The organism is Brevundimonas sp. UBA7838, assembly GCF_002500885.1.
GTDB lineage: Bacteria > Pseudomonadota > Alphaproteobacteria > Caulobacterales > Caulobacteraceae > Brevundimonas > Brevundimonas vesicularis_C.
Genome location: NZ_DLTK01000128.1, coordinates 36,234 through 60,527, shown reverse-complemented (window position 1 = coordinate 60,527; position 24,294 = coordinate 36,234). Strand labels below are relative to the sequence as shown.

General features: G+C 63.8%; 22 protein-coding genes. 13 read left to right on the top strand and 9 right to left on the bottom strand.

Annotated elements, in window-relative coordinates; all coding sequences use genetic code 11:
• Positions 1–2 precede the first annotated feature (2 nt).
• Positions 3–1,070 (top strand): amino acid ABC transporter substrate-binding protein, encoded by a 1,068-nt coding sequence (locus tag B3T77_RS13060; protein WP_292080148.1) that lies wholly within the window; start codon positions 3–5, stop codon positions 1,068–1,070.
• 33 nt (positions 1,071–1,103) lie between these two features.
• On the top strand, positions 1,104–2,429 hold the full coding sequence (locus B3T77_RS13055; protein WP_292080147.1) for a dicarboxylate/amino acid:cation symporter: 1,326 nt from the start codon (positions 1,104–1,106) through the stop codon (positions 2,427–2,429).
• Positions 2,430–2,431: 2 nt separating this feature from the next.
• On the opposite strand, the gene sseA is transcribed toward B3T77_RS13055, so the two are convergent.
• The 3 genes from sseA to B3T77_RS13040 are packed head-to-tail and all read right to left on the bottom strand — an operon-like array spanning position 2,432 to position 5,963.
• Positions 2,432–3,256, bottom strand: coding sequence for a 3-mercaptopyruvate sulfurtransferase (sseA, locus tag B3T77_RS13050; RefSeq protein ID WP_292080146.1), 825 nt, complete (start codon positions 3,254–3,256; stop codon positions 2,432–2,434).
• On the bottom strand, positions 3,253–4,473 hold the full coding sequence (locus tag B3T77_RS13045; protein WP_292080145.1) for an SAM-dependent methyltransferase: 1,221 nt from the start codon (positions 4,471–4,473) through the stop codon (positions 3,253–3,255). The genes sseA and B3T77_RS13045 overlap by 4 nt, the downstream gene beginning before the upstream one ends.
• Positions 4,474–4,505: 32 nt before the next feature.
• Positions 4,506–5,963, bottom strand: a complete 1,458-nt coding sequence (locus B3T77_RS13040; protein WP_312184643.1) for a deoxyribodipyrimidine photo-lyase — start codon at positions 5,961–5,963, stop codon at positions 4,506–4,508.
• Between the two features lie 111 nt (positions 5,964–6,074).
• Between B3T77_RS13040 and kdsA the strand changes: the two genes are divergently transcribed.
• From kdsA to B3T77_RS13005, 7 genes are all read left to right on the top strand, one after another.
• Entirely contained in the window at positions 6,075–6,953 is an 879-nt protein-coding gene (kdsA, locus tag B3T77_RS13035) for a 3-deoxy-8-phosphooctulonate synthase (protein WP_292080144.1), read from the top strand.
• A gap of 18 nt (positions 6,954–6,971) precedes the next feature.
• The gene (gene rfaE2 / locus B3T77_RS13030) at positions 6,972–8,450 is read left to right on the top strand and encodes a D-glycero-beta-D-manno-heptose 1-phosphate adenylyltransferase (RefSeq protein ID WP_292080143.1); all 1,479 of its coding nucleotides are present in this window, start codon (positions 6,972–6,974) and stop codon (positions 8,448–8,450) included.
• Positions 8,450–9,451 (top strand): ADP-glyceromanno-heptose 6-epimerase, encoded by a 1,002-nt coding sequence (gene rfaD / locus B3T77_RS13025; protein ID WP_292080142.1) that lies wholly within the window; start codon positions 8,450–8,452, stop codon positions 9,449–9,451. The genes rfaE2 and rfaD overlap by 1 nt, the downstream gene beginning before the upstream one ends.
• Positions 9,451–10,542: a DUF3089 domain-containing protein gene (locus tag B3T77_RS13020; RefSeq protein ID WP_292080141.1), complete on the top strand. Its 1,092-nt coding sequence runs from the start codon at positions 9,451–9,453 to the stop codon at positions 10,540–10,542. The genes rfaD and B3T77_RS13020 overlap by 1 nt, the downstream gene beginning before the upstream one ends.
• Positions 10,543–10,617: 75 nt before the next feature.
• Complete coding sequence (locus B3T77_RS13015) at positions 10,618–11,607, top strand: SPFH domain-containing protein (protein ID WP_066551520.1); 990 nt, start codon at positions 10,618–10,620, stop codon at positions 11,605–11,607.
• A 17-nt stretch (positions 11,608–11,624) separates the two neighbouring features.
• A complete protein-coding gene (locus B3T77_RS13010; protein ID WP_292080138.1) occupies positions 11,625–12,083 on the top strand; it encodes an NfeD family protein in 459 nt (152 codons plus the stop codon).
• Between the two features lie 30 nt (positions 12,084–12,113).
• Positions 12,114–13,511, top strand: a complete 1,398-nt coding sequence (locus B3T77_RS13005; RefSeq protein ID WP_292080135.1) for an MFS transporter — start codon at positions 12,114–12,116, stop codon at positions 13,509–13,511.
• Here the strand turns inward: B3T77_RS13005 and rnhA are convergent.
• Positions 13,508–13,960, bottom strand: a complete 453-nt coding sequence (rnhA, locus tag B3T77_RS13000) for a ribonuclease HI (protein WP_292080133.1) — start codon at positions 13,958–13,960, stop codon at positions 13,508–13,510. The two genes, B3T77_RS13005 and rnhA, sit on opposite strands and share 4 nt — an antisense overlap.
• A 110-nt stretch (positions 13,961–14,070) precedes the next feature.
• Here rnhA and B3T77_RS12995 point away from each other — a divergent pair, with 110 nt between their 5' ends.
• From B3T77_RS12995 to tatC, 3 genes are read left to right on the top strand one after another with little or no spacing between them, the layout of a single operon-like run.
• On the top strand, positions 14,071–14,289 hold the full coding sequence (locus B3T77_RS12995) for a twin-arginine translocase TatA/TatE family subunit (protein WP_017503863.1): 219 nt from the start codon (positions 14,071–14,073) through the stop codon (positions 14,287–14,289).
• Positions 14,290–14,312: 23 nt separating this feature from the next.
• Positions 14,313–14,891 (top strand): Sec-independent protein translocase protein TatB, encoded by a 579-nt coding sequence (gene tatB / locus B3T77_RS12990; protein ID WP_292080131.1) that lies wholly within the window; start codon positions 14,313–14,315, stop codon positions 14,889–14,891.
• A complete protein-coding gene (gene tatC / locus B3T77_RS12985) occupies positions 14,888–15,778 on the top strand; it encodes a twin-arginine translocase subunit TatC (protein WP_055810012.1) in 891 nt (296 codons plus the stop codon). Before tatB ends, tatC begins: the two co-directional genes overlap by 4 nt.
• A 99-nt stretch (positions 15,779–15,877) precedes the next feature.
• On the opposite strand, the gene glnA is transcribed toward tatC, so the two are convergent.
• Positions 15,878–17,284 carry a type I glutamate--ammonia ligase gene (glnA, locus tag B3T77_RS12980; RefSeq protein WP_066551526.1) on the bottom strand — a complete coding sequence of 469 codons (1,407 nt, stop codon included), beginning with the start codon at positions 17,282–17,284 and terminating at the stop codon, positions 15,878–15,880.
• Positions 17,285–17,365: 81 nt separating this feature from the next.
• Positions 17,366–17,704 (bottom strand): P-II family nitrogen regulator, encoded by a 339-nt coding sequence (locus B3T77_RS12975; RefSeq protein ID WP_008261682.1) that lies wholly within the window; start codon positions 17,702–17,704, stop codon positions 17,366–17,368.
• A gap of 114 nt (positions 17,705–17,818) precedes the next feature.
• On the opposite strand from B3T77_RS12975, the gene B3T77_RS12970 reads away from it, so the two are divergent.
• Positions 17,819–18,655, top strand: a complete 837-nt coding sequence (locus tag B3T77_RS12970) for an NAD(P)H-hydrate dehydratase (RefSeq protein WP_292080127.1) — start codon at positions 17,819–17,821, stop codon at positions 18,653–18,655.
• 31 nt (positions 18,656–18,686) lie between these two features.
• Here B3T77_RS12970 and B3T77_RS12965 read toward each other — a convergent pair whose 3' ends face one another.
• From B3T77_RS12965 to B3T77_RS12955, 3 genes are read right to left on the bottom strand one after another with little or no spacing between them, the layout of a single operon-like run.
• Complete coding sequence (locus B3T77_RS12965; RefSeq protein WP_292080123.1) at positions 18,687–22,040, bottom strand: error-prone DNA polymerase; 3,354 nt, start codon at positions 22,038–22,040, stop codon at positions 18,687–18,689.
• Positions 22,037–23,611, bottom strand: a complete 1,575-nt coding sequence (locus B3T77_RS12960; protein WP_292080121.1) for a Y-family DNA polymerase — start codon at positions 23,609–23,611, stop codon at positions 22,037–22,039. The genes B3T77_RS12965 and B3T77_RS12960 overlap by 4 nt, the downstream gene beginning before the upstream one ends.
• Positions 23,502–24,281 carry an ImuA family protein gene (locus tag B3T77_RS12955; RefSeq protein ID WP_292080119.1) on the bottom strand — a complete coding sequence of 260 codons (780 nt, stop codon included), beginning with the start codon at positions 24,279–24,281 and terminating at the stop codon, positions 23,502–23,504. Before B3T77_RS12955 ends, B3T77_RS12960 begins: the two co-directional genes overlap by 110 nt.
• Positions 24,282–24,294 lie beyond the last annotated feature (13 nt).

Here is a 24,294-nt window from a genome sequence, read left to right as displayed (position 1 = left end):
CGATGGCCGTTGTGCTGATGACGACGGCATGCGGGCGCAAGGACGCCAGCCCTGCGCCGGAAACCAGCCCTGTCACGTCCGCGCAAGCGTCCTCGGCTGCGGTCGCGAAAAGCCCGACGCTGGCCGCCATCAAGCGCCGCGGTCGCCTGAAATGCGGCGTGCATCAGGGGTTAGTCGGCTTTGCCTACACCGACAATCGCGGCCAGTGGCGCGGCTTCGACGTGGACTTCTGTCGCGCGACGGCGGCGGCGGTGCTGGGCGATGCCGATGCGGTGCGGTTCGTGCCTCTGTCGGCGTCGGATCGTTTCACGGCGCTGAACGACGGCCGCATCGATGTGCTCTGGCGCAACTCGTCCTGGACGATGAGCCGCGACGCGGGCGAGGGGTTCGTCTTCGCCGGTATCAACTATTACGACGGCCAGGGCTTTCTGGTCCGGCGCTCGCTGAACCTGAACAGTGCGACAGAACTGACGGGCGCGCGGGTGTGCGTTCAGTCGGGTTCGACGTCCCAGGCCAACGCCGCCGACTATTTCCGGTCTCGCGGCATCGAATATCGGCCCGTCGTGTTCGAGACTGAGGAAGCGGCGCGCGACGCCTATGGCCGTGAAGATTGCGACGCGTTCAGCGCCGACATCTCCGCGCTAGCCGCCGCGCGGACTGTGCTGACCAATCCCAACGAGCATGTGATCCTGTCCGATGTGGCGTCCAAGGAGCCGCTGGGGCCGGTAGTCAAGGCGGGCGACGAACGCTGGGCCTCGACCGTCCGCTGGACCCTGAACGCCCTGATGCTGGCCGAAGAACTCGGGGTCACCAAGGCCAATGCCGAAGATCAGTTTAAGACCGCGACCGACCCGCGTGTCCGGCGTTTGCTAGGCGTCGAGGGCGAGTTCGGTCTTATGCTGGGTCTATCCGAAGACTGGGCTAAGGACGCGGTCGAAGCCGTCGGAAATTATGGCGAGATTTTCGATCGTAATCTGGGATCACAATCGGCGCTCGACCTGGCGCGCGGTTTGAACGCACAATGGAACGCGCGCCCGGCCGGCTTGATCTATGGCCTGCCGATCCGATAAGCGCCGACGCTTGCATCGCTTCCTGGGGGACAGATGACCGAGACGAAACGCGGCGGCCTTGCGCTGCACTGGCTGATGTTGATCGGTTTCGCGGTCGGTCTGATCGGGGGATTGCTGGTCAATCTGGCGGTCGGGGCCGATGCTGCCTGGGTGGTCTGGCTGACGGACAACGTTACCGGGCCGATCGGTCAAATCTTCCTGCGCCTGCTGTTCATGATGGTGATCCCGCTGCTGTTCTCGGCCCTTGTGGTCGGGGTGGCGGAGATGGGCGATCTCAGCTCGCTGGGACGGGCGGGGATCAAGACGTTGCTTCTGACGGTTGTGGTGTCCAGCATTGCGGTGGTCATCGGTTTGGTGATGGTCAACGTCTTCCAGCCCGGGCGAGGCGTCGATCCGGCGGTGGCTCAGCAGCTGTTGGAGCAGGGCAAGGACGGCGCCGCCAGCATCGTTCAGACCGGGCGCGACAGCTCGATCCAGTTGGGCGATTTCTTCCTGGATCTGGTGCCGTCGAACGCAGTCACCGCAGCGGCGGAGAACGCGATCCTTCCGCTGATGATCTTCGCCCTGTTCTTCGGCATCGGTCTGGTCATGGCCAAGAGCCCGGCGACGGACCGGCTGCAAGAGGTGATCCAGGGGATCTTCGAGGTCTCCATGACCCTGATCAACCTGTTCATCAAACTGGCGCCGCTGGCCATCGCCTGTCTGATGTTCAACCTAGCGGCTCTGTTTGGATGGGATCTGCTGGTGCGGCTGGCGGCCTTCGTCGGCGTCGCGGTCGGCGCGATGGCGATCCATATGTTCGTGGTCTATCCGCTGGTGATCTGGCTGCTGGCCGGCCGCTCGCCCATCGCCTTCTTCAAGGGCGTGCGCGAGCCGATGGTGGTCGCCTTCTCGACCGCCTCATCCAATGCTTCGCTGCCGGTGTCGCTGAAGGCGGCCGAGGAGCAGTTGCACCTGCCGCGAAAAATCGCGCGTTTCGTGCTGACGGTCGGCGCCACCGCCAACCAGAACGGTACGGCCCTGTTTGAAGGCGTGACAGTGCTGTTCCTGGCCCAGTTCTTCGGCATCGACCTGACGATCACTCAGCAGGTCGTGGTCATGCTGGTCTGCATTCTGGGCGGCATCGGCACGGCGGGCGTGCCGGCCGGTTCGCTGCCGGTCGTGGCGATGATCCTGGTGATGGTGAAAGTGCCGCCGGAAGGCATCGGCCTGATCCTGGGCGTCGATCGCTTCCTGGACATGTGCCGCACGACGCTGAATGTCACGGGCGATCTGGTTCTGGCGACTGTCGTTTCGCGCGGCGAGGAAGACGAACCGATCGACGCCGACGATGTCGTCCCCGTGGCACCGCCGGCCTGATCTCAGCCGGTTTCGACGGGGGTGTCCGTTCGGGCGCCCCATTCAGCCCAGGAACCGTCATAAAGCCGCGACGAACGACCGAGTTCGGCTAAGCCCAGTGTCAGTATTGCGGCGGTCACTCCGGACCCACAGGTCGTGATCACGGGTCGGTTGATACCCACGCTGGCGTCCGCAAAGGCCTGCTCCAAGGCGGGGCCACGCTTCATCGTCCCGTCGTCGTTTAGCAATCGGCTGTAGGGGAGGTTGCGTGCGCCGGGCATATGGCCGCTGCGAACACCGGCGCGAGGTTCGGGCGCCGCACCTTCGAAACGCGGTGCGCCGCGCGCATCCACGACCTGGGCTTCCTGGGCCAAAACCACGCGCACATCATTCAACGAGGCGACAGCATCGGGTGTCATCTTGGCGTGGAAGTCTTTTGCATCTGCGACTGAAGGCCCGGAGACGGTTGGCAGGCCGTCGTCACGCCAGCGCGGCAGGCCACCGTCGAGCACCTGAACTCGCGTCGCGCCCATCGTCTTCAGCATCCACCAGACGCGCGCCGCCGAGAACAATCCGGCTGTATCATAAACGGCGATCTGGTCGTCGACGGAGAGGCCCAGCGTCCCGACTGACGCCCCGAAGGCCTCTGGCGTCGGCATCATATGGGGCAAAGCGCTGTCGCGATCCGATATCGCGTCCAGATCGAAGAAGACTGCGCCAGGGATATGGGCCTGTTCGAAATCGGCGCGCGCGTCGCGGCCGTCCAGATGCCAACTGCCATCGACGATCCGCAAATCTGGCGCGCCCAATCGCGCGGCAAGGTCCGTCGTGGAAATCAGCGGACTCATGGGCGAGACAGGCTCAGTTGGATGACGTCGGTGCGGCGAGAGCGGAAACCGGCCTCGCAATAGGCCAGATAAAAGTGCCAGAGCCGGCGGAATCTTTCGTCAAAGCCGGAAAGCTTGCTGATTGCGCCCCAGGACGCCTGGAAACGCTCATCCCAAAGCTTGAGCGTCGCAGCGTAGTCGAGGCCGAACCGTTCCACCGACTGCCATGACAGTCCGGCTTTCGACACGACTGGCGCCAGCCGGTCTTCGGAGGGCAGCATTCCGCCGGGGAAGACGTACTTTTGGATAAAATCCGTCCGGGCATTGTATTCGTCGAACAGGTCGTCCTGGATCGTGATGATCTGCAGTCCGGCCTTGCCGCCGGGCCAAAGGACGTCGTGGACTTTGCCGAAATAGGCGGGCCAGTACTCCATGCCCACAGCCTCGAACATCTCGATGGACGCCACCCGATCAAATCGACCCTGCACATCGCGGTAGTCGATGAGCTGAATATCGGCGCGGTTACTCAGCCCCGCGTTGAACATGCGCTGGCGAGCGAAATCGTGCTGCTCTTTGGAGATCGTAATCCCAGTGACGTCGGCGCCGATCTCGCGCGCCGCAAACTCGGCGAAGCCGCCCCAGCCGCAGCCGATTTCCAGCACCGACATGCCCGGTCGAAGATCCATCATTCGGGCCAAGGCGGCGTATTTCTCATGCTGCGCCATCTCCAGAGCCTCACCATCACGGCTGAAGCGGGCCGATGAATAGGTCATCGTGCCGTCCAGCCACTGGGAATAGAAGGCGTTGCCCAGATCATAGTGGGCGTGGATGTTTTTCTTCGATCCGGTCTTGCTGTTACGATTGGTACGGTGACTCAGCCAGTTGACCACCCACATGATCAGGTTGCCGTCGAACAGACGCCGGATGTGATCGTAGTTGTCCACCAAGGTTTCGAGCAGACCGGCCAGGTGCGGACTGTCCCACTCGCCCGCGATATAGCCTTCGGCGAAGCCGATATCGCCGGCCGCGAGTACGCGGCGTGCGAACCGATAGTCGCGCACGGTCATTATGCCGCTGGGGCCCGGCTGCTTGCCTTGAAGCACATGGGTCTCGCCATTGGGCAGTTGCACCGTCAAGCGGCCGAAGGTCCAGTTGGCAGCCAGGAGCCGCAGCAACATGGCGAACACGCGCGGTGTTCGGCTGGCGACGGCTTCGATATCGGCGTGTGCGACGCTCATTTTTTGACTTTCAACGCGGAATATAAAGGGGGTCAATCACGGTCGCTGTGGTCGTCGCCGCGACCGGAAACGGTCTTCAGGGCAGCGAGCGCCCGGGCGCGACCCTTCTCATGTTCGACGACCGGTTTGGGGTAATCGCGCCCTAGAACGATTCCGGCGTCGCGCAGCACTTCAGCGGGTGCGGTCCAGGGTGACTGTAGCCAGCGGTCCGGCAGGCGGCGAAGTTCCGGCACCCACCGACGGACATAACCGCCGTCTGGATCAAACTTTTCGCCCTGCGTAATGGGATTGAAAATGCGGAAGAAGGGGGAAGCGTCTGCGCCCGAGCCTGCGACCCACTGCCAGTTCTGCACATTGCTGGCCCGGTCAGCGTCCACCAGCGTGTCCCAGAACCAGGCTTCGCCTTCGCGCCAGTCGATCAGCAGATGTTTGATCAGGAAGGAGGCGACGACCATCCTAACCCGATTATGCATCCAGCCCGTCGTCCAGAGCTGGCGCATACCGGCGTCCACCAACGGGTATCCGGTCCGCCCCTGTCGCCACGCCTTAAGGCTCGCGTTGTCCTTATGCCAGGGCATGGCGTCATATTCGGGACGGAACGCGCGCTCGGCGATGTAGGGAAAATGGTGCAGCAGGTGCGCGGAGAACTCGCGCCAGCCGATCTCAGCAATAAATTTGTCAGACTCCGCCGACGACACCTTGCCATCTTTGGCTGCCTGTTGGGCTCGGTCTATCGCACGCCAAGGGCTGATCTCGCCCCAGTGAAGATGCGGCGACAGGCGGCTGTTGGCGCCTTGCCGGTCGGGAAAGTCGCGATCCTTCGCATAGGTCTTCAGGCCGGATGGTATGAACCTGGATAAAGCCTGCGAGGCCCCATCCTCCCCCGGCGTCCAGTCGAAGCCTTTGGACCAATCCGGACGGTGGGGGTGCAGCTTCCAGCCGTCGAGGTCGTCGGATTGAACCGTTTCGGGCGTCTGGATTTGGCGCGGTCCCGTTGTGTGAGCCGGCGCCTCGGCCGTAGCCAACAGGGCCCTTAAGAACGGGGTGAAGACCTTGTACGGTTGGCCCGAGCCGTTCAGCACCTCGCCCGGGCGGCAGAGCAGGGCGCCATTGAAGCCACGGCATTCGACTCCGTCCGCCTTGAGCGTGTGAGCAATTTCGGCGTCGTGCTCAAACGCCTCAGGTTCAAACAGGCGGTTCATGAAGACGGTGTCGGCATCAGTTTCGGCGATCAGCGCCTGAAACTGGGTCAGAGCATCGCCCTTGCGCAAAATCAGGCGCGAACCGCGATCTTGAAGCGCCGCATCCAGCGCCCTCAACGACTTGTCGAGCCACCAGCGCGACGCGGCACCCATCGGCCGCTCGACATGCTCGTCCAGAATATAGACGGGCAGGATTGGTCGCCCCGTCTCCGCCGCGTGGTTCAGGGCGGGATTGTCATGCAGTCGCAGATCGCGGCGAAACCACAGGATGACAGGTTTGGTGGCCACGCGGGCGAACTCCGTGATAACTTGCGCTCATCCCTTCAGAGCGCCACCTGATGGCCCAATAGCTGCGGCAAAAGCCGCCTCCACAACACCGAACGTCGAAAGAGCCGCCTCGTGAGCCGACCCAACGCTGTCATTACGTTGTCCGAAGGTCTTCGGACGCCTGTCGTCATCGGCGGCGGCGCAAGAATCGCTTTCATCGCCGGTCCTTGCCAGATGGAGAGCCGCCAGCACGCGCTGGAGACGGCCCATGCCCTGAAGGAAATCGGCGAGCGGTTGAACGTCGGCATCATCTACAAGACCAGTTTCGACAAGGCGAACCGGACCAGCGCCAGCGCCGCGCGGGGCATCGGTCTGAAAGACGCCATGCCGATCTTCGCCGAGATTCGCGAGGCGACCGGCCTGCCAACCCTGACGGACGTCCACTCCGAGGTTCAGTGTGGTCCGGTCGGCGAGGTCGTCGATGTGTTGCAAATCCCGGCCTTCCTCAGCCGCCAGACCGACCTGCTGCTGGCCGCCGCCGCCACCGGCAAGGCGATCAACATCAAGAAGGGTCAGTTCCTGGCTCCTTGGGACATGAAGAACGTCATCGCCAAGGTCGTCGGCGCCGGCAATCCGAACGTCATGGCCTGCGAACGCGGCGCCAGCTTCGGCTACAACACTCTGGTCAGCGACATGCGAGCGCTTCCGGTGCTGCGAGAGATCGGCTGCCCCGTCGTCTTCGATGCGACCCACAGCGTTCAGCAGCCGGGCGGGCAGGGCGCGTCGTCGGGCGGTCAGCGCGAGTTCGTGCCGGTGCTCGGGCGCGCGGCGGTGGCCGTCGGCGTCGATGCAGTCTTCATGGAAACGCACCAGGATCCGGATAATGCGCCGTCGGATGGCCCAAACATGGTGCCGCTGAGCCAGTTCGAGGCCCTGGCCGCCGAACTGATCGCCTTCGACGACCTGGCCATCAAGATCGGGGCCAAGGCGCCGGTGGCGCGGGCCGCCTGAATCCTCTAGGTCGGACCTATGTCTGACACCTTGGATCTGGGCGCCCTTCAAAGCCTGTTGGAGCGCGTGCGCGGCCTGAAGATCGCCTGCGTCGGCGATCTGATGCTGGATCGCTACGTCTATGGCGAGGTGAGCCGCATCTCGCCCGAGGCGCCGATCCCTGTGCTCCGCACCAGCCGCACCGTCGCCATGCCGGGCGGCGTCGGCAACGTCGCGCGTAATATCGCGGCTATGGGTGGGGTGGCGCGGCTGGGCGCCGTGATCGGCGACGACGCGGCTGGAGCGGAACTGACCGCTCTGATCGCCGCCGAGCCGCACATAGAAGACGTCGTGGCGAGGCCGGCAGGCGCGTCCACCATCGTGAAGACGCGCTTCGTTTCGGGAGGGCAACAGCTGTTGCGTTTGGATGACGAGGCTGCGCCGACCTCGATCCAAGGCTCGGACGCGTTTGCAGACGCTTCGGTGTATTTGCTCTCAGATTACGCCAAGGGCGTCGTCAGCGATGCACTTCTGGCTTCGGCGCTGAACGCGGCGCAGACATCGGGTGCGCCGGTTGTCGTCGATCCAAAGGGAAGGGACTTCGCTCGCTACGGCGCGGTCGATGTCATCAAGCCCAATGCTTCGGAACTGGCCGGCGCCACAGGCCTGCCAGTCGGGACGGACGCCGAGGTCGAGACGGCGCTGGCCGCCTTGCTGGCCGCCACGACCGTCAAGGCGATCATCGTCACCCGTGCGGGCAAAGGCATGAGCCTGGCGCGGCGCGGCGAACCGGTGAAGCACTTCCCCGGCCGGGCGCGCGAGGTCTTCGACGTGTCTGGCGCGGGCGATACAGGCCTGGCCGCGATCGGGTTGGCGCTGGGCGCCGGCGCGTCGCTGAAGATGGCGGTCGAGTTCGCCATCCTGGCCTCGGGCGTGGTTGTCGGGAAGGCCGGCACAGCCGTGGTGACACCCGCCGAGCTGATCGAAGCCGAACTGAGCCAGCACGCCACCGCTGCGGTATCCAAGGTGACGCCGCTCGACGAGCTGGCGGTTGAGGTTGAAGGCTGGCGGCGTCAGGGCCTGAAAGTCGGTTTCACCAACGGCTGTTTTGACATCCTGCATCGCGGCCATGTCGCCTATCTGACGCAGGCGCGCAGCTGGTGCGATCGTCTGGTCGTGGCGCTGAACACCGACGCCTCCGTCAAACGACTGAAGGGCGAGGGGCGACCTTTGAATGATCTGGACAGTCGCGCCGTCGTCATCGGTGGGCTGGCCAGCGTCGACCGCGTCACTAGCTTCGATGATCCGACGCCGATCGCCCTGATCGAACGGCTGCGTCCTGATGTTCTGATCAAAGGCTCGGACTATACGCGAGAGGGCGTCGTGGGCGGCGATCTGGTCGAAAGCTGGGGTGGGGAGGTCAAGCTGGCGGATTTCAAGGACGGCTATTCGACCACGCGAACGATCGAGAAGATGACGGCCGGTCCTCAAGTAGCGGCAGCGATAGGACAAGAGTGATGACGCCGAGAATGATCGTCGTGACCGGAGGCGCCGGTTTCATCGGTTCAAACATCGTTGCGCGGCTGACAGCCGAGACCGCCTATGATGTCGTCGTCTGCGATCGGTTGGAGACGGCCGACCTGGCCAAGTGGAAGAACCTGGCCAAACACGCGATCGCTGACTTCTGGTCGCCCGAAGAATTGTTCGAACAGCTGGAGCGCCACGCCGAGCGGATTGAGGCCGTGGTGCATATGGGCGCGATCTCTTCGACGACCGAGCCGGACGCCGACCTGATGCTGCGGACCAACTTCACTCTGTCCCGTGACCTGTGGGACTGGTGCGCAATCCGGGGATCGCGGATGATCTATGCGTCTTCCGCTGCCACCTATGGCGGCGGCGAAACGGGCTTCAACGACGATGACGATGCAGACTCATTGTCGCAGCTTCGCCCGCTAAACGCGTATGGCTATTCGAAAATGCTGTTCGATCAATATGCAGTGCGGCAGGCGGATCGCGGTCAGGCGCCGCCACAGTGGGCCGGGCTAAAATTCTTCAATGTCTATGGCCCGAACGAAGGTCACAAAGGCGGAATGATGTCGGTCGTGGCTCAAATCTGGCCCAAGGTCGCGGCAGGCGAGACCGTGACCCTGTTTCGGTCGCACAATCCGAACTATGCGGATGGCGGCCAGATGCGAGACTTCGTCTACGTCGACGATGTGGTCGATATCATCGAGTTTTTGCTCCAGTCGCGGCAGGTCTCTGGCATATTCAACGCCGGCTCGGGCCAGGCGCGGTCGTTCGCCGATCTTGCCCGCGCCACCTTCGAGGCCGCCGGCAAGACGCCGTCCATCGACTATGTCGATACGCCCCTGTCGATCCGTGACCGCTACCAATATTTCACCGAAGCCCGCATGGATCGCATCCGCGCCGCAGGCTTCGAGGGTCAATCCACGCCGCTGGAAGAGGGCGTGCGGCGCTACGTGCAGGACTTCCTCGCCACGGCTGATCCGTACCGCTGATGCGTCGGCTGACCTTCAGGCAATGGGTCGGATATGCAGGCTTCGCCGCCGTCTTCGTGCTGACGGCGGCCGTCGCGGTGTGGAGCGGCGACATTCTGAGGGCAGGGCTGGATCCGCAGGTGCCGTTCCAGACCTACAAGCCGCCGCCAGCACCCGACTATCGAAAGACATCCTCCTGGGCGCTGATCGACCAGGGCGCGCCGAACCAGGCGGCGATCTTCTTCGTCATGCCGACCACCTTCGATGGTGGCGCCGAGTGGAATGGGCCGATCGACGATGCGCGGGCCAACGCCTATATGCGGCGCGTCGTGCTGCCGAACTATGCGTCGCCCTTCGCCCGAGAAGGCCGGGTCAGCGCGCCGCTCTATCGCCAAGCCAGCCTTTATACCCGGCTAACCTTGCGTGACGACGCGCGCGAGGCGCGCGCCTTCGCCTATGAGGACGTGAAGGCCGCCTTCGAATTGTGGCTGCAACAGCATCCCGCCGGCCCCATCGTTATCGCCGGCGTGGAACAGGGCGGAGAGCTGACGGCGCGTTTGGTTCGCGACCAACTCCGCGCCGATACGGCGCTGAAAGACAGGCTTGTCGCCGCCTATCTGATTGAGACCCTGGTCGGGCGCGAGATGTTCCGGCAGGCGATCTCGCCCTGCGATGCCGCCGATCAAACGGGATGTATCGTGGCGTGGGCGTCGGTGCAGGACGGCGACGAAACGGGCGCGCGGCGCAAGCTGAGACGCGCTCTGGAATGGGATGATCGCGGCGATCTGGTGAACCTGTCCACTGACCCCATCTGCGTGAATCCGGTAACGGGTGCTGCGAGCCAGCCACGTGCCGCAGCACGTCAGCACAGCGGCGCCACCAATGCGACCGGCCTGGAATGGGGAGCCCGACCGGCCCTGACTGGCCGGCTGATCTCCACCGAATGCCGTGGCGGTCTGTTGTGGCATAGCGCGCCGGACGCCGATTTCTTGACTGCTGGCGGCAGTTGGGCTGATCGGCGCAAGATCGTCCCCTACAATCTTTTCTACGGCGACATCGAGCGTGACGTCAGCGTGCGTCTCGCGGCCTGGCGGGCCAAGCACGGTCTTTAAGGCGGTCGTCCTCTCGGTTTGTCTGGCGCCGCTCGCGCGCAGCGGGTAGGCTTGCCGCGTCAGGGAGGGATCTGAATGGACGTGACCACCATCTTCGCCGGCGTCGTGCTGCTGCTGGCCATTGTGCTATTGATCAGCGTGATCAAGATCGTGCCGCAAGGCCGTGAATTTACGGTCGAACGCTTCGGCAAATACACGAAGACACTGAGCCCGGGCATCGGCTTTTTGACGCCATTCGTCGAACGCGTCGGCCGCCGCATGAACATGATGGAACAGGTGCTGGACGTGCCGACCCAGGAGGTCATCACCAAGGACAACGCCATGGTGAAGGTCGACGGCATCGTCTTCATCCAGGTGATGGATTCCGCCCGCGCCGCCTATCGCGTCGACGATCTGCCCTATGCGATTTCGCAGCTGTGCATGACCAATCTGCGGACCGTTGTCGGTTCGATGGAACTGGACGAGGTGCTGAGCCAGCGCGACAGCATCAACACGCGCCTGCTGCATGTGATTGACGCGGCCACCGAGCCGTGGGGCGTCAAGGTCAATCGGATCGAGATCAAGGACCTGACCCCGCCGACCGACATCACCAATGCCATGGCTCGCCAGATGAAGGCCGAGCGTGAACGTCGCGCCGTCATCACCGAGGCCGACGGCGAGAAATCCGCCGCCATCGCTCGCGCCGAGGGCGCCAAACAGGCCGCCATCCTTCAGGCCGAGGGTCGCAAGGAAGCCGCCTTCCGCGACGCCGAGGCGCGCGAGCGCGAGGCCGAAGCCGAGGCCCGCGCCACGGCCATGGTGTCGGAAGCCATCGCCCGCGGGGACGTCAACGCCATCAACTATTTCGTGGCTCAGAAGTACGTCGAGGCCTTCGCGGAACTGGCCCGCAGCCCGCAGCAACGCACCGTCATCGTGCCCGCCGAAATGGGCGCCCTGGTCGGCACGATCGCCGGCATCGGCGAGATGGTCAGCCTGGCTAAGGATCAGAACTCGGCTGCGACGCCGCCCGTGCGGCCCGCGCCGCCCCGCCGCCCCGCCGGGGGCTCCGTTCCACCCTCGGCCTGATCGAAGGAGGCTGACCGATGATGTCGCTTGCTGATCTCTATGTCGCCCAGCCGTTCTGGATTTGGTTGGCGATCGGGGTTCTGCTGCTGGCGGTCGAGGCGATGTTCTCGACCGAATGGCTGCTGTGGCCCGCTGTTTCGGCCGGCGTCGTCGCGGTCATGACGGCGGCTGGCGTGCGGTTGGGGCTGCCGGGCGAGGTCGCCGTGTTCGCTATTCTGACGGTCATCGCCACCCTGCTGTCCCGCCGCCTGATTTCCAAAGCCAATCCCGACGGTCCCGACATCAATGACCGAGACAGCCGTCTGCTCGGCCAGCGCGCGCGGGTGGTCGAAACGTTCGTCTCGGGCCGCGGTCGCGTCTTCATCTCCGGCGCTGAATGGCCGGCGGAGATCGTGGGCGAGGCGCCGGTCGAAGGACAGGATGTCGTCGTGATGCGCGTGAACGGCTCTTTGCTGACGGTGCAATCACCCGTCTGAACGCAACGGTCGCATCGGCGTTCGTCAGGCATGACAGACAGCCAGAACGCCGTCACGGACGGCTTGCCGACACCCAGGCGCTATTGGGCCATCGTGTCCATCGGCTTGGGCATCACGCTTGCCGTTCTGGATGGCGCGATCGCCAATGTCGCCCTGCCGTCGATCGCGCAGGATTTACAGGCGTCATCGGCCGCCTCGATCTGGATCGTCAACGCTTATCAGATCGCCATCGTGGTCGCTCTTTTGCCACTGGCGTCGTTCGGCGAGATCGTTGGCTATCGGCGTGTGTCACAGGCGGGTCTGGCCGTGTTCACCCTGGCCTCCATCGCGTGTGTGTTCGCCAACTCCATCGAGACGCTCAGCCTCGCACGCGTTGTTCAAGGTTTTGGTGCAGCGGGCATCATGAGCGTCAACGGAGCCTTGGTCCGTTACACCTATCCGCAGCGACTGCTGGGTCGCGCAGTCGGGATCAACGCGGTGATCGTTTCGCTGGCGGCGGCGGCGGGGCCGACCATCGCCAGCGCTATCTTGGCTGTCGGACACTGGCGCTGGCTGTTTGCGCTGAATGTGCCGATAGGCCTGTTAGCAGTGTCGCTGGCGGGTTTCACCCTGCCGCACAACCGACTTCAGCCGCGAAAGCTGAACTGGCTCGGGGCCGCGCTGAACGCTGCGGCGTTCGGCCTGCTGATCACCGGCCTTCAATCACTGGCGCATGGCGAAGCGGCCGTTTTGGGTTTCGGTCTGACAGGGGCAGGGCTGGCAGCCGGGATCTTGCTGATTCGCCACGAGCGCTCACGGACGTCGCCGCTGATCCCCCTCGACCTGCTGGCGCGACCGATGTTCAGCCTGTCGGTCGCAACATCGGTCATATCCTTCACCGCTCAGATGATGGCGTTCGTGGCCTTGCCCTTCTTTCTCCAGGGAGCGTTGGGGCTTACGGCGGTCCAGACCGGCTTGCTTATGACGCCTTGGCCACTGGCGACCATGATCGCAGCGCCGCTGGCCGGCCATCTGTCTGATCGCTATTCGGCGGGCGTGCTAGGCGCCATCGGCCTTAGCCTGTTTGCTTTCGGCCTGATGGCGCTCAGTTTTCTCCATGCCGATTCGAGCCATTTCGACATCATCTGGCGAATGGCCCTTTGCGGCGCGGGCTTCGGATTTTTCCAGTCGCCCAACAATCGCGCTATGTTGTCGGAGGCCCCGAAAGATCGTGCCGGCGCAGCGGGCGGCACCCTGGGCATGGCGCGGGTCGTCGGGCAATCCCTGGGCGCCGTGGTTGTGGCTTTCCTGCTGTCGGCCGCGCCGATCAACGGCGTCGATCACGGGTTCCAGATCGCGGCTGTCACAGCCCTGTTCGGCGCGGTGATGAGCGGGTCGCGCGTCCGCCGACGTCCCGCCGAGCCGGACAAGGAGGTCGAGGCGGTCTAGCGCCGGGGCAGTTCCGCGACACCGCGATTCGCCAGTTGGTCGGCGCGTTCATTCAGTTCATGGCCGGCATGGCCCTTCACCCACCGCCATTTCACGTCGTGACGCAGGCGTGCTGAATCCAGCCGCTGCCAAAGGTCAGCGTTCTTGACCGGTTTCTTATCCGCAGTCAGCCAACCGCGCGCCTTCCAGCCGCGCATCCATTCGGTGATTCCCTGCATCACGTACTTGCTGTCGGTATGCAGTTCGACCTTGCAGGGCCGTTTCAGGGCTTCCAGCGCCATGATCGCGGCCATCAGCTCCATGCGATTGTTGGTCGTGTTGGGCTCGCCGCCCCTCAGTTCCTTCTCGTGGCCACCGCCGGCCTGAAGCACGGCGCCCCAGCCTCCAGGGCCCGGATTGCCCTTGCAGGCGCCGTCGGTGTGGATGATGACGTGATCGGAGGGACTCATGGTCGCGCAGACCTACAGCCTCCCTTGGCGCGGGGCCATCACTGCGCCTATATGCGGGTCGAATAAGAGTGGATGGGATCGGATGACCGATCCCCGCGAGGAGATTAGCCATGGGCTCCATGAGCATCTGGCATTGGGCCATCGTCATCGTCGTCATCGCGCTGCTGTTCGGCGGCCGGGGCAAGCTGTCGGGCATCATGGGCGACGCCGCCAAGGGCATCCGCGCCTTCAAGGACGGCCTGAAGGACGAAGACAAGAAGGACGGCCCGCACGAAGGCGTCAGCTCGCTGCCGCGCACCGAGGCGGAAAAGGAAGAGCTGAAGCGCTAGTCGTCGTCTGTAAGGGCTGACGCATGGGCGGGCTCGGCCCCGGTATCGGGGGTTTCGAATTAGTGGTGATCGGTCTGGTGGCCCTGCTTGTCGTGGGGCCGAAGGACCTGCCTGTCCTGATGCGTCGCGTCGGTCAGATGGTCGCCAAGGCGCGCGCCATGGCCAATGAGTTCCGATCCAGTTTCGACGAGATGGCGCGTCAGTCCGAACTGGACGACCTGCGCAAGGAGGTCGAGGCGCTGCGGACAGGGCAGGGGGCCATGTATCCTTTGGGCGCCGAGGCGGACGCCGCGTTCAAGGACATAAACGCCGGATTGACCGGGCCGACTGCGGCGGCTGCCCTGCCTGCGCCGGAGCCGGAGGCGCCGGTCATGACGCCTGCGGTCGACGAATGGCCGGATACGCAGGCGGCGGTTGAGCCGGTCGCGACAACAAAACCCAATCGAACCGCCTCAAATGCAAAGACGGGGGCGGCTGTCTCCGGATCGGCGCCGGCCAAACCTCGCTCAACCGCCAAACCGAAGACCGCCGCGCCTGCGGCCAAGACCAAGCCTGCAGCCGCCAAGTCCAAGACCTCGCGCAAGAAAGCCGCTGACCTGTGACGCCTTCCGATCGTGACGAGGCTGAGATCGAGGCGTCGCGCGCGCCCCTGATGGATCACCTGATCGAGCTGCGCGGGCGGCTGCTCATCTGTGTGGTGGCTTTCTTCCTGGCCTTCATCCTCTGCTTCGCTTTCGCCAACCAGATCCAGATTGCGCTGATCAAGCCGTATCAGGCCGCTGTGGCGATCCATGCCGCTGCCCTGGCGACCGGCGGCCACGCCAATCCCATCGAACTGATCGCTGTGATGACAGGGATCAAACCCTATCCGCCAGGCAGCGCCGCCGTTGTCCAGCTGATTGCCACGGCGCCGCTGGAACAGCTCTTCACCAAGATGAAGATTGCGGCTTTTGGCGCGGCGGTCCTGACATTCCCCGTCATGGCGTGGCAGATGTACCGGTTCGTGGCGCCGGGCCTCTATCGTAACGAGCGTGGGGCGTTTCTGCCGTTCCTGATCGCCGCGCCTGTGATGTTCTGCCTGGGCGGGGCATTGGTCTATTACGTCATGCTGCCGTTCGTAATGCTGTTCTCGCTGAGCCAGCAGGTCGCCACCGACGGCATATCCGTGGCGCAAACCACCAAGATTTCCGACTACCTCAGCTTGGTGACCTCGCTGCTGCTCGCCTTCGGGCTTTGCTTCCAGCTGCCTGTGGTGACGACCTTGCTGGGCCTCGCCGGTCTGATCAGTTCCAAGGTCATGGCGGCCGGTCGTCGTTACGCCATCGTCGCCGTGGTCGTGGTCGCGGCGGTCGTCACGCCGCCCGATCCGATCAGCCAACTGATGCTGGCCGTGCCGCTGGTCATTCTCTACGAGATTTCAATCTGGTGCGTGCGACTGATCGAGCTGCGCCGCAAGAAGGCGGACGATCTAGAAGCCGAGATCGCTTAGCGCCACGGCGGCGTGTCGGTCGCTGCTCGAAGCAGTCAAGCTACGCAAAAAGGGCCGGAGAGCGATCCCCGGCCCTTTGTCTTGGCTGCGTTCAGGAGATCAGCAGCTGTAGTACATGTCGAACTCGACCGGGTGCGGGTGCAGTTGCAGACGCATCACCTCTTCCATCTTCAGCTCGATGTAGCTGTCGATGAAGTCGTCATCCATGACGCCGCCCTTCTTGAGGAAGGCCCGGTCCTTATCCAGGTTCTCCAGCGCTTCACGCAGGGAGCCGCAGACCTCGGGGATCGAACCGCGCTCTTCCGGCGGCAGATCGTAGAGGTTCTTGTCGGCCGGCGCGCCCGGATCGATACGGTTCTCGATCCCGTCCAGACCGGCCATCAGCAGGGCGACGAAGGTCAGATAGGGGTTGCCCATCGGATCGGGGAAGCGAGCTTCCAGACGCTTGGCCTTGGGCGAGGAGACGTGCGGGATGCGGATTGAAGCCGAACGGTTGCGGGCCGAATAGGCCAGCTTCACCGGGGCTTCATAGCCGGGGACCAAACGCTTGTAGCTGTTGGTGGTCGAGTTGGCGAAGGCGTTGATGGCCTTGGCGTGCTTGATGATGCCGCCGATGTACCACAGACATTCCTGCGACAGACCGGCGTACTGGTCGCCGGCGAACTGGGGCTTGCCGTCCTTCCAGATCGACATGTGGACGTGCATGCCCGAGCCATTGTCGGCGAACATGGGCTTGGCCATGAAGGTCGCCGACTTGCCGTAGGCGTGGGCCACATTGTGGATCACGTACTTATAGAGCTGCAGGCGGTCGGCCATGGTCAGCAGGTCCGAGAACTTCAGGCCCAGCTCATGCTGAGCCGGAGCCACCTCATGGTGGTGCTTCTCGGGCTGAAGGCCCAGATCGCGCATGACGCCCAGCATTTCGCCGCGCAGGTCCTGTCCGGAATCGACCGGGTTGACGGGGAAGTAGCCGCCCTTGGGCCCAGGGCGATGGCCCATATTGCCTTCGGAATACTCAGCGCCGGTGTTGGCGGGCAACTCGGTCGAATCGTAGCTGTAGCCGGTGTCGTGCGGCTGGGTGGACCAGCGCACGTCGTCGAAGATGAAGAACTCGGCTTCCGGCCCGAAGAAGACCTGGTCGCCCACGCCCGACGACTGAACGTAGGACAGCGCCTTCTTGGCCATCGAGCGGCTGTCGCGGTTGTAGGGCTCGCCGGTGTCCGGGTTCAGCACGTCGCAGAACAGGAACATCGTTTTCTGCTGATAGAAGGGATCGATATAGGCCGTGGTCAGGTCCGGCTTGAGCAGCATGTCGGACTCGTTGATGGCCTTCCAGCCGGCGATCGACGAGCCGTCGAACATCGTGCCTTCGTTCAGGAAGTCCTCGTCGACCAGATCGACGTCGAAGGTGACGTGCTGCAGACGGCCGCGCGTGTCGGTGAAGCGGACGTCCACATATTGGACCTCCTCATCCTTGATCTCTTTGAGGATCTTGCTGGCGCTCATTCTCGAAAAGTCCTGTTCTTGTCGTTTGGGGAGGAGACCGGACAGCGACCCGAGGGCCGAGGGCCGGGGAGGGCAGTCAGGTCAGACGGCTTGGGCTCCGGTTTCGCCGGTGCGGATGCGGATCACCTCAGCGACGTCGGACACGAAGATCTTGCCGTCGCCGATCTTGCCTGTACGAGCCGAGGTCTGAATGGCCTCGACAACTGCGGGCGCGAGGTCGTCGGCGACGACAACCTCGATCTTGATCTTGGGCAGGAAGTCGATGACGTATTCTGCGCCGCGATACAGTTCGGAATGACCCTTCTGGCGACCATATCCCTTGGCCTCCAGCACAGTCATGCCTTGCACGCCCACGTCCTGGAGCGCCTCTTTGACGTCATCCAGCTTGAAGGGCTTGATGATGGCTTCAATTTTCTTCATGGCGACCCCGGAGCGGCGCACGGAATGCAGCGGCGCTCGGGCGCGAATGGGACACAGCAGGGCCGCTCAAAGCAAGCGATTTTCGCAGGCTGGCGAAGGATAATCGGAACGCGGATGATAGAAACCAACGACCCGGCGATCTGGCGCAATTTTCTGCCTTGGCCGAGCGCGGAAACGCACAAGCATGCGCGTGGACGTTTGGCGGTCGTTTCGGGAAAGGCGCATCATACCGGCGCTGCGCGACTTGCAGCTCATGCGGGTCTCAGGATGGGCGCTGGAGTCGTGCGAATCCTCTGTCCGCCAGATGCGGCGTCGGTGATCGCGCCAGCTGTGCAAGCGGTGATGTTGACGCCTTTTTCTTCACCGGAAAACTTAAGTCGAGAAGCCGCCGGCAGCGACGCCGTGGTGATCGGCCCGGCCGCAGGCCTGGACGACGCGACGATCGCAAACATTCAGTCGCTTGGTTCGACCGGCGCTGTTCTGGTGATCGACGCCGACGGCCTGTCGGTCTTCAAAGGTCGAACGGCTGAACTGTTCGCCGTGTTGGATCGCGACGATATCCTGACGCCGCATGAAGGTGAGTTTGATCGACTTTTCCCAGGCCTGCTCGCGAAGGGGCGAGAAACGGCCGTTAAAGATGCGGCGCGAGCGGCCCAGGCGACGATCGTCCTGAAGGGCGCTCAGACGCTGATCGCATCGCCTGACGGCCGCATCCGCCGAAACGAGAACGGCTCGCCTTGGCTGGCGACGGCCGGAACCGGCGACGTCCTGGCCGGCATGATCGGTGGATTGGTCGCCCAGCGCATGGACAGCTTCTATGCCGCTTGCGCCGCCGTCTGGCTTCATTCCGACGCGGCAGAGCGCTTTGGCCCGGGACTGACCTCAGACGACCTCTACGATGCCTTGCCGAAGGCGTTGTTTGAGCAGTGGAGTATCAAGAATCAAGAATGACATTCTTGAGTTTCGGTCCCGCAATTCAGGATCAATGAAAATCTCTAGATCCGGGCAGGATACGCACATCACGGGGATGGCGATGGGGCGGATGGCGGGGTGTCTGGGGATGGGCGACGACGTCGGCGCGAGCGAGTTGGACGGCGGTGTCGTGATCCTGGGATAGGCGGAACAGTTCGCTGGAGCGGTCGATGACGCGGCGGGCGACCAGATGGACGACGCCTTCGGGGCTTTTTTCCACCACGCCCTCGACCGCCATCAGGCGGGCGGCCATGACCTCGCGGCGGAACTGTTCGAACATCCGCGCCCACAGGACGACGTTGATGATGCCGGTCTCGTCTTCCAGGGTGACGAAGATGGCGTTGCCCTTGCCGGGACGTTGACGGACCAAAACCACACCGGCGACCTGCACCACGGTGCCGCCGCGTCGGGCCTCGGTCTGGAGGCAGGTCAGCAGCCCTTCCACTTCAAAGATCGGGCGCAGGATCGCCATGGGATGAGCCTTCAGCGACAGGCGCAGGGTCTGGTAGTCGGCGGCGACATGCTCGCCCAGCGGCATGACCGGCAGCCGAGCGTCGGGTTCGGCGCCCAACTCGCGCGCATCGGCGGCGGCGAACAACGGCAGCGGCGCGTCGTCGGGCAAGCGTCGTACGGCCCATAGGGCTTCACGCCGATCCAGCCCCAACGATCGGAAGGCGTCGGCGTCGGCCAGCTTGCGCATGGCGGCAGACGACAAGGCGGCGCGGCGGGCCAGAGTTTCGATGTTGGACAGGGAGAAGGCGCGGGCGGCGGCTAGCGCCTTTGCCCAGTCTTCGCGGAAGCCCTCAATCTGGCGCAGGCCGATCCGCAACGCTGGCGTTCTGTCCGAACCTTCCAGACTGTTGTTCCAACCACTGTAAGAGACATCGACCGGCCGCACCTCGACGCCGTGTTCGCGGGCGTCGCGTACGAGCTGGGCCGGGGCGTAGAACCCCATCGGCTGGCTGTTCAAAAGGGCGCAGGCAAAGGCCGCCGGATAGTGGTGTTTGATCCACGACGAGACATAAACCAGTTGGGCGAAGGAGGCGGCATGGCTTTCCGGAAAGCCGTAAGAGCCGAAACCCTTGATCTGATCAAAGCAACGCTGGGCGAAGGTCGGGTCATAGCCGCGTTCGATCATGCGGCCGACCATTCGATCCTCATAGGTGTGCAGGGTGCCGTCTCCCCGGAAGGTGCCCATGGCCTTGCGCAGACCATTCGCTTCCTTCTCGTTGAACTCGGCCGCAACCATGGCGACCTTCATCGCCTGTTCCTGAAACAGGGGAACGCCCAGAGTTTTTTCGAGCACCTGCTTCAGCTCGTTTTGGGGATATTGCGGTCCTGGCCTGGAATAGTCGGGCTCCTCCAGTTTATTGCGACGGCGCAGATAGGGGTGGACCATGTCGCCCTGGATCGGACCGGGTCGGACGATCGCCACCTGAATCACTAAATCGTAGAGGCGGCGTGGCTTCAGACGGGGCAACATGTTGATCTGGGCGCGGCTCTCGACCTGGAAGACGCCGATGGAGTCGCCCTTGCACAGCATGTCGTAAACGGCCGGATCGTCGCGCGGGATCGTATGCAGCGCCCAATCGTCCCCGTGATGAGCGCGGATCAGGTCGAACGCCTTGCGGATGCAGGTCAGCATGCCAAGCGCCAGCACATCGACCTTCATCAGGCGGAGTGCATCGATGTCGTCCTTGTCCCATTCGATGAAGGTGCGATCCGGCATGGCGGCATTGCCGATAGGGACCAGTTCGTCCAGCCGGTCCTGGGTCAGAACGAAGCCGCCGACGTGCTGGGACAGGTGGCGGGGAAAGTTCAACAGCCGCATAGCCAGCTTCACCGCACGCTGGATCATGGGATTGGCGGGGTCCAGACCAGCCTGCTCGACATGGCGTTCGCCGATCTCACTGCCCCAACTGCCCCATTGGCTGGAGGCCAGACGGGCGGTCACGTCCTCGGTCAGACCCAGCGCCTTTCCCACGTCGCGGATGGCGCTCTTGGGACGATAGCGGATGACGGTGGCGGCGATGCCGGCTCGCGCGCGGCCATAGCGTTCGTAGATGTGCTGGATGATCTCCTCGCGCCGCTCGTGCTCGAAATCGACGTCGATGTCGGGCGGCTCGCCACGGTCGGTGGAAAGGAAGCGTTCGAACAGTAGATCGGATTCCGCCGGGTCCACCGCCGTGATGCCCAGTACGTAACAGACAGCCGAGTTGGCCGCCGAACCTCGACCCTGGCACAAAATCCGCTTGTCGTTCGCCACCCTCACGATGTCGTAGATCGTCAGGAAATACGGCGCGTAGCCGGCCTTTGCGATGAAGATCAGCTCTTTATCCAGCAGCGCCTTGACCCTGTCGGGCACGCCGTCGGGATAACGCATCTCGGCGTGTCGCCAGGTCAGCTGTTCCAGCCAGCCCTGCGGCGTCTCATCAGGCGGGGTTGTCTCTTCCGGATACTGGTAACTGATGTCGCCCAGATCGAAGCCGATACGAGACAAGGCGTGCTGGGTCTCGACCAGGGCCTCGGGCGCATCGCGGAACAGGCGGGCCATCTCGTCGAGTGGTTTCAGCCAGCGTTCGGCATTGGCGTTCAGGCGTCGGCCTGCGTCCTCGATCGTCACGCCTTCGCGAATACAGGTCAGCACGTCCTGCAGATCGCGTTGGATCGGGTCGTGATAGAGTACATCGTTGACGGCCAGAAGCGGTGCGCCGCTTCGCTCTGACAGTGTCTTCAGCCGGGCCAGTCTTCGACGGTCGTCGCCGTTGCGCCCCATCACCGCGCCCAGCCAGACTGCGCCGGGCGATACATAGGTCAACTTTGCCAAGACTTGATCGATGCCGTTCAACCGTTCGCCCGGCATGAGGATCAGCAGCAGATCCTCGGGCGCGGCCAGCAGATCGCGCAGTCCGATCTCGCACTGCCCCTTCACCGCCCGGCGATTGCCCAAGGTCAGCAGCCGCGTCAGTCGTCCCCAGCCGGCGCGCGTCTCGGGATAGGCGAGGATGTCGGGCGTCCCGTCGTTGAAGACCAGACGCGCGCCGGTCGCCAGTTTGAACGTCGCGGCCCGATCCTTGACCATCTGTGACAGGGCTGGATCGTTCAGCGGATCCTCGACATAGGTCACTTCGCCCGGCCCGCCGCCGTCGCGCACGACATCGGGCGGCGACAGGCCGTCCTCGCGGATGGTCCGCAGGGCGCTCCAGGCCCGCACAACGCCGGAGACTGTGTTGCGATCGGCCAGACCCAGCCCCGACTGCCCTCTGAGGATCGCGGTCAGCACGAGATCCTTCGGATGCGACGCCCCGCGCAGGAAGGAGAAGTTGCTGGTCGCCGCCAGTTCGGCATAGGCGGGCGCGGTCATGCGAATAGGCCGTGGACAAACCAGCGCGGTTCGTCGGTCTCGCCATACAGGCCTTGGCGGAACAGCCAGAAACGACGACCCTCGCGGTCCTCGACGCGGTAATAGTCGCGGGTTTTCTGATCCGGCGCGCGCCACCATTCGCCGCCGATCCGCTCCGGCCCTTCGGCCAAGGCCACCTCATGCAGAACCCGGCGCCATCGGAAACGCAGGGGCGAACCGTCCGGCACCTCCGCCAGGGTTTCCACCGGCTGGGGCGGGTCGAACATCTGCAATGGCCGCAAGGGCGGATCGTCGGGATCGAGACCCGGCCATTCATGGGCCGTTCGCAGCGCCTTCATCGTCGCCGGAACCATCCGTCCGGCGCGCTCGGGGATGTGCGATCCCAGCGGTTCGAAACTCAACACCGCCTCGGGCCCCAGCCGCGCCGTCAATCGGTCGATCAGACGACTGAAATCCTCGCCGTCGGGGCGGTCGCCGTCCAGGCCGCGCTGAACCGGTTTCAACGTCTGCGTTTCCAGAACTGATAGCCGCATTTGATCGAAACCGAAGCCGGGATCCAGCGGGCTTGCCAAGGCCGCCAAACGTTCTCGAAACAGACGCAGCACCGTGTCCACATCGCGTGTCGGACGGCCTGTCCTCGCGACGATGCGGCGAACTTGGCCATCAACGCGGTAGAAGCCGGCCTCAAACGCCCGACCGCCCTGGCCCGCCTGGTCCAGACGATCGGCGGTGTCGATCAGCAGGTCGGACAGGACTCGTTCCACGTCCGCGTCGGTGATTATCGGTTCGAAAAAGACGCGGTTTACGACGATGGGTGGCGTCGGTCGGTGCGGGGTGATGCGGACATCTTCATCGCCGAGCACACGAGCCAGAAGTGCGGGGAAGTCCTTCCCAAAGCGGGCCGCAAGAGGCGCGCGCGGCCGGTCGTCCAGATCGGCGATCCTCTTCAGCCCGGCGCGCTGCAGCGCCTGGGCGTCACGGTCCGGCAACTCTAGCGCCGTGATCGGCAGTTGGCGCACCGCCTGTCGATCCTCGCCCGACGCGAACAGACCACCCCGCCCGAAACGCGCCAGGGCGCGCGCCGCCTGGGGTGTGGACGCCAGGGCGCTGCGCATCTCCAGGCCGATGCGACCCGCACGCTGATGCGCGGCGCGCACCAAGCCAGCCTCCCCACCGAACAGATGGGCGCAGCCGGTGACGTCCAGCAACAGACCGTGCGGCCCATCCTCGGCGATCATCGGAGTGAAGCGGCCGAAGTCTTCCAGCACCCGCAGCAGCAGGTCAGAATCCGCCTCGGGCCTATGGATGATGGTGCGCAGGGACGGCGTTCGCGCCCGCGCATCGGCCAAGGTCAGTCCGGGCGTCAGCCCCGCCCTTGCCGCCGCCGGATCGACGGCCGCCAGACGCAGAGCGCCGCCAACCTTCTCAACCAGAACGACCGGCGCGGGATCAGGTCCAATTTCAGGCGACGCGTCGCCCGCTATCGTCCCACGCCTCAGCCGATCGCTGGGCAGCCACGGGAACCATAGCGCCAGATAGCGGCGCCGGTTCGCGGAACGATCGGGCGTCACGATCCCACTCCAAGATCCAATTTTTCAGTTCGCCCCCGCCACGCCGCCGCAGCAGGGTAAGTGAGAAAGACGGATGACCAGGCGCGCCTCCAGCCAGAGAGGCGGAGGCTGTTGCCTTCACAGACCATCTTGTCTCTGCCGCACTGGGTGATGGCACGGCTCCAGCACGCACACAGAAAAGCGTTGCGCCTCCCAACTTGGCCGCCAGAGCAAGGCGTCGACTCGAGTTCAATGAGAGGGCTTTAGAATTGCCCCAGGCGCTAATAATAACAGATCCGACAGGAGGAGATTTTAATGATTCCTCACCAACAATGAGGAGATTTTTTATATTTGGGGCTTTGACTAGCAAAATTTTAGATGAATCAATTCCCATTTCTTCAATGCCACCGACATAGGGTGTCCCATGTTCTGAAGTCATCGTTGCATCCAATCCCCAGACAACATTCTGTCCATTTGCGGAAAGCATCCCGACCGCCAAAGCAAAGGCATTCACTGCAACTGCGTCTGCAGGATTGGCTGCATAGAGTTCGTGAATCGCTTCCTGCTTAAAAACACCAGACAACAGTCCAGGCGTCTGTTTTGAATGACAAACTTGTGGGCAGCCTTGGTCCAAGACCCTGAGTCGCTGCCGGACAAAAGATAAACGTTCAGCCCTGCACATGTTCTCCATTTGTTCTTTTTTG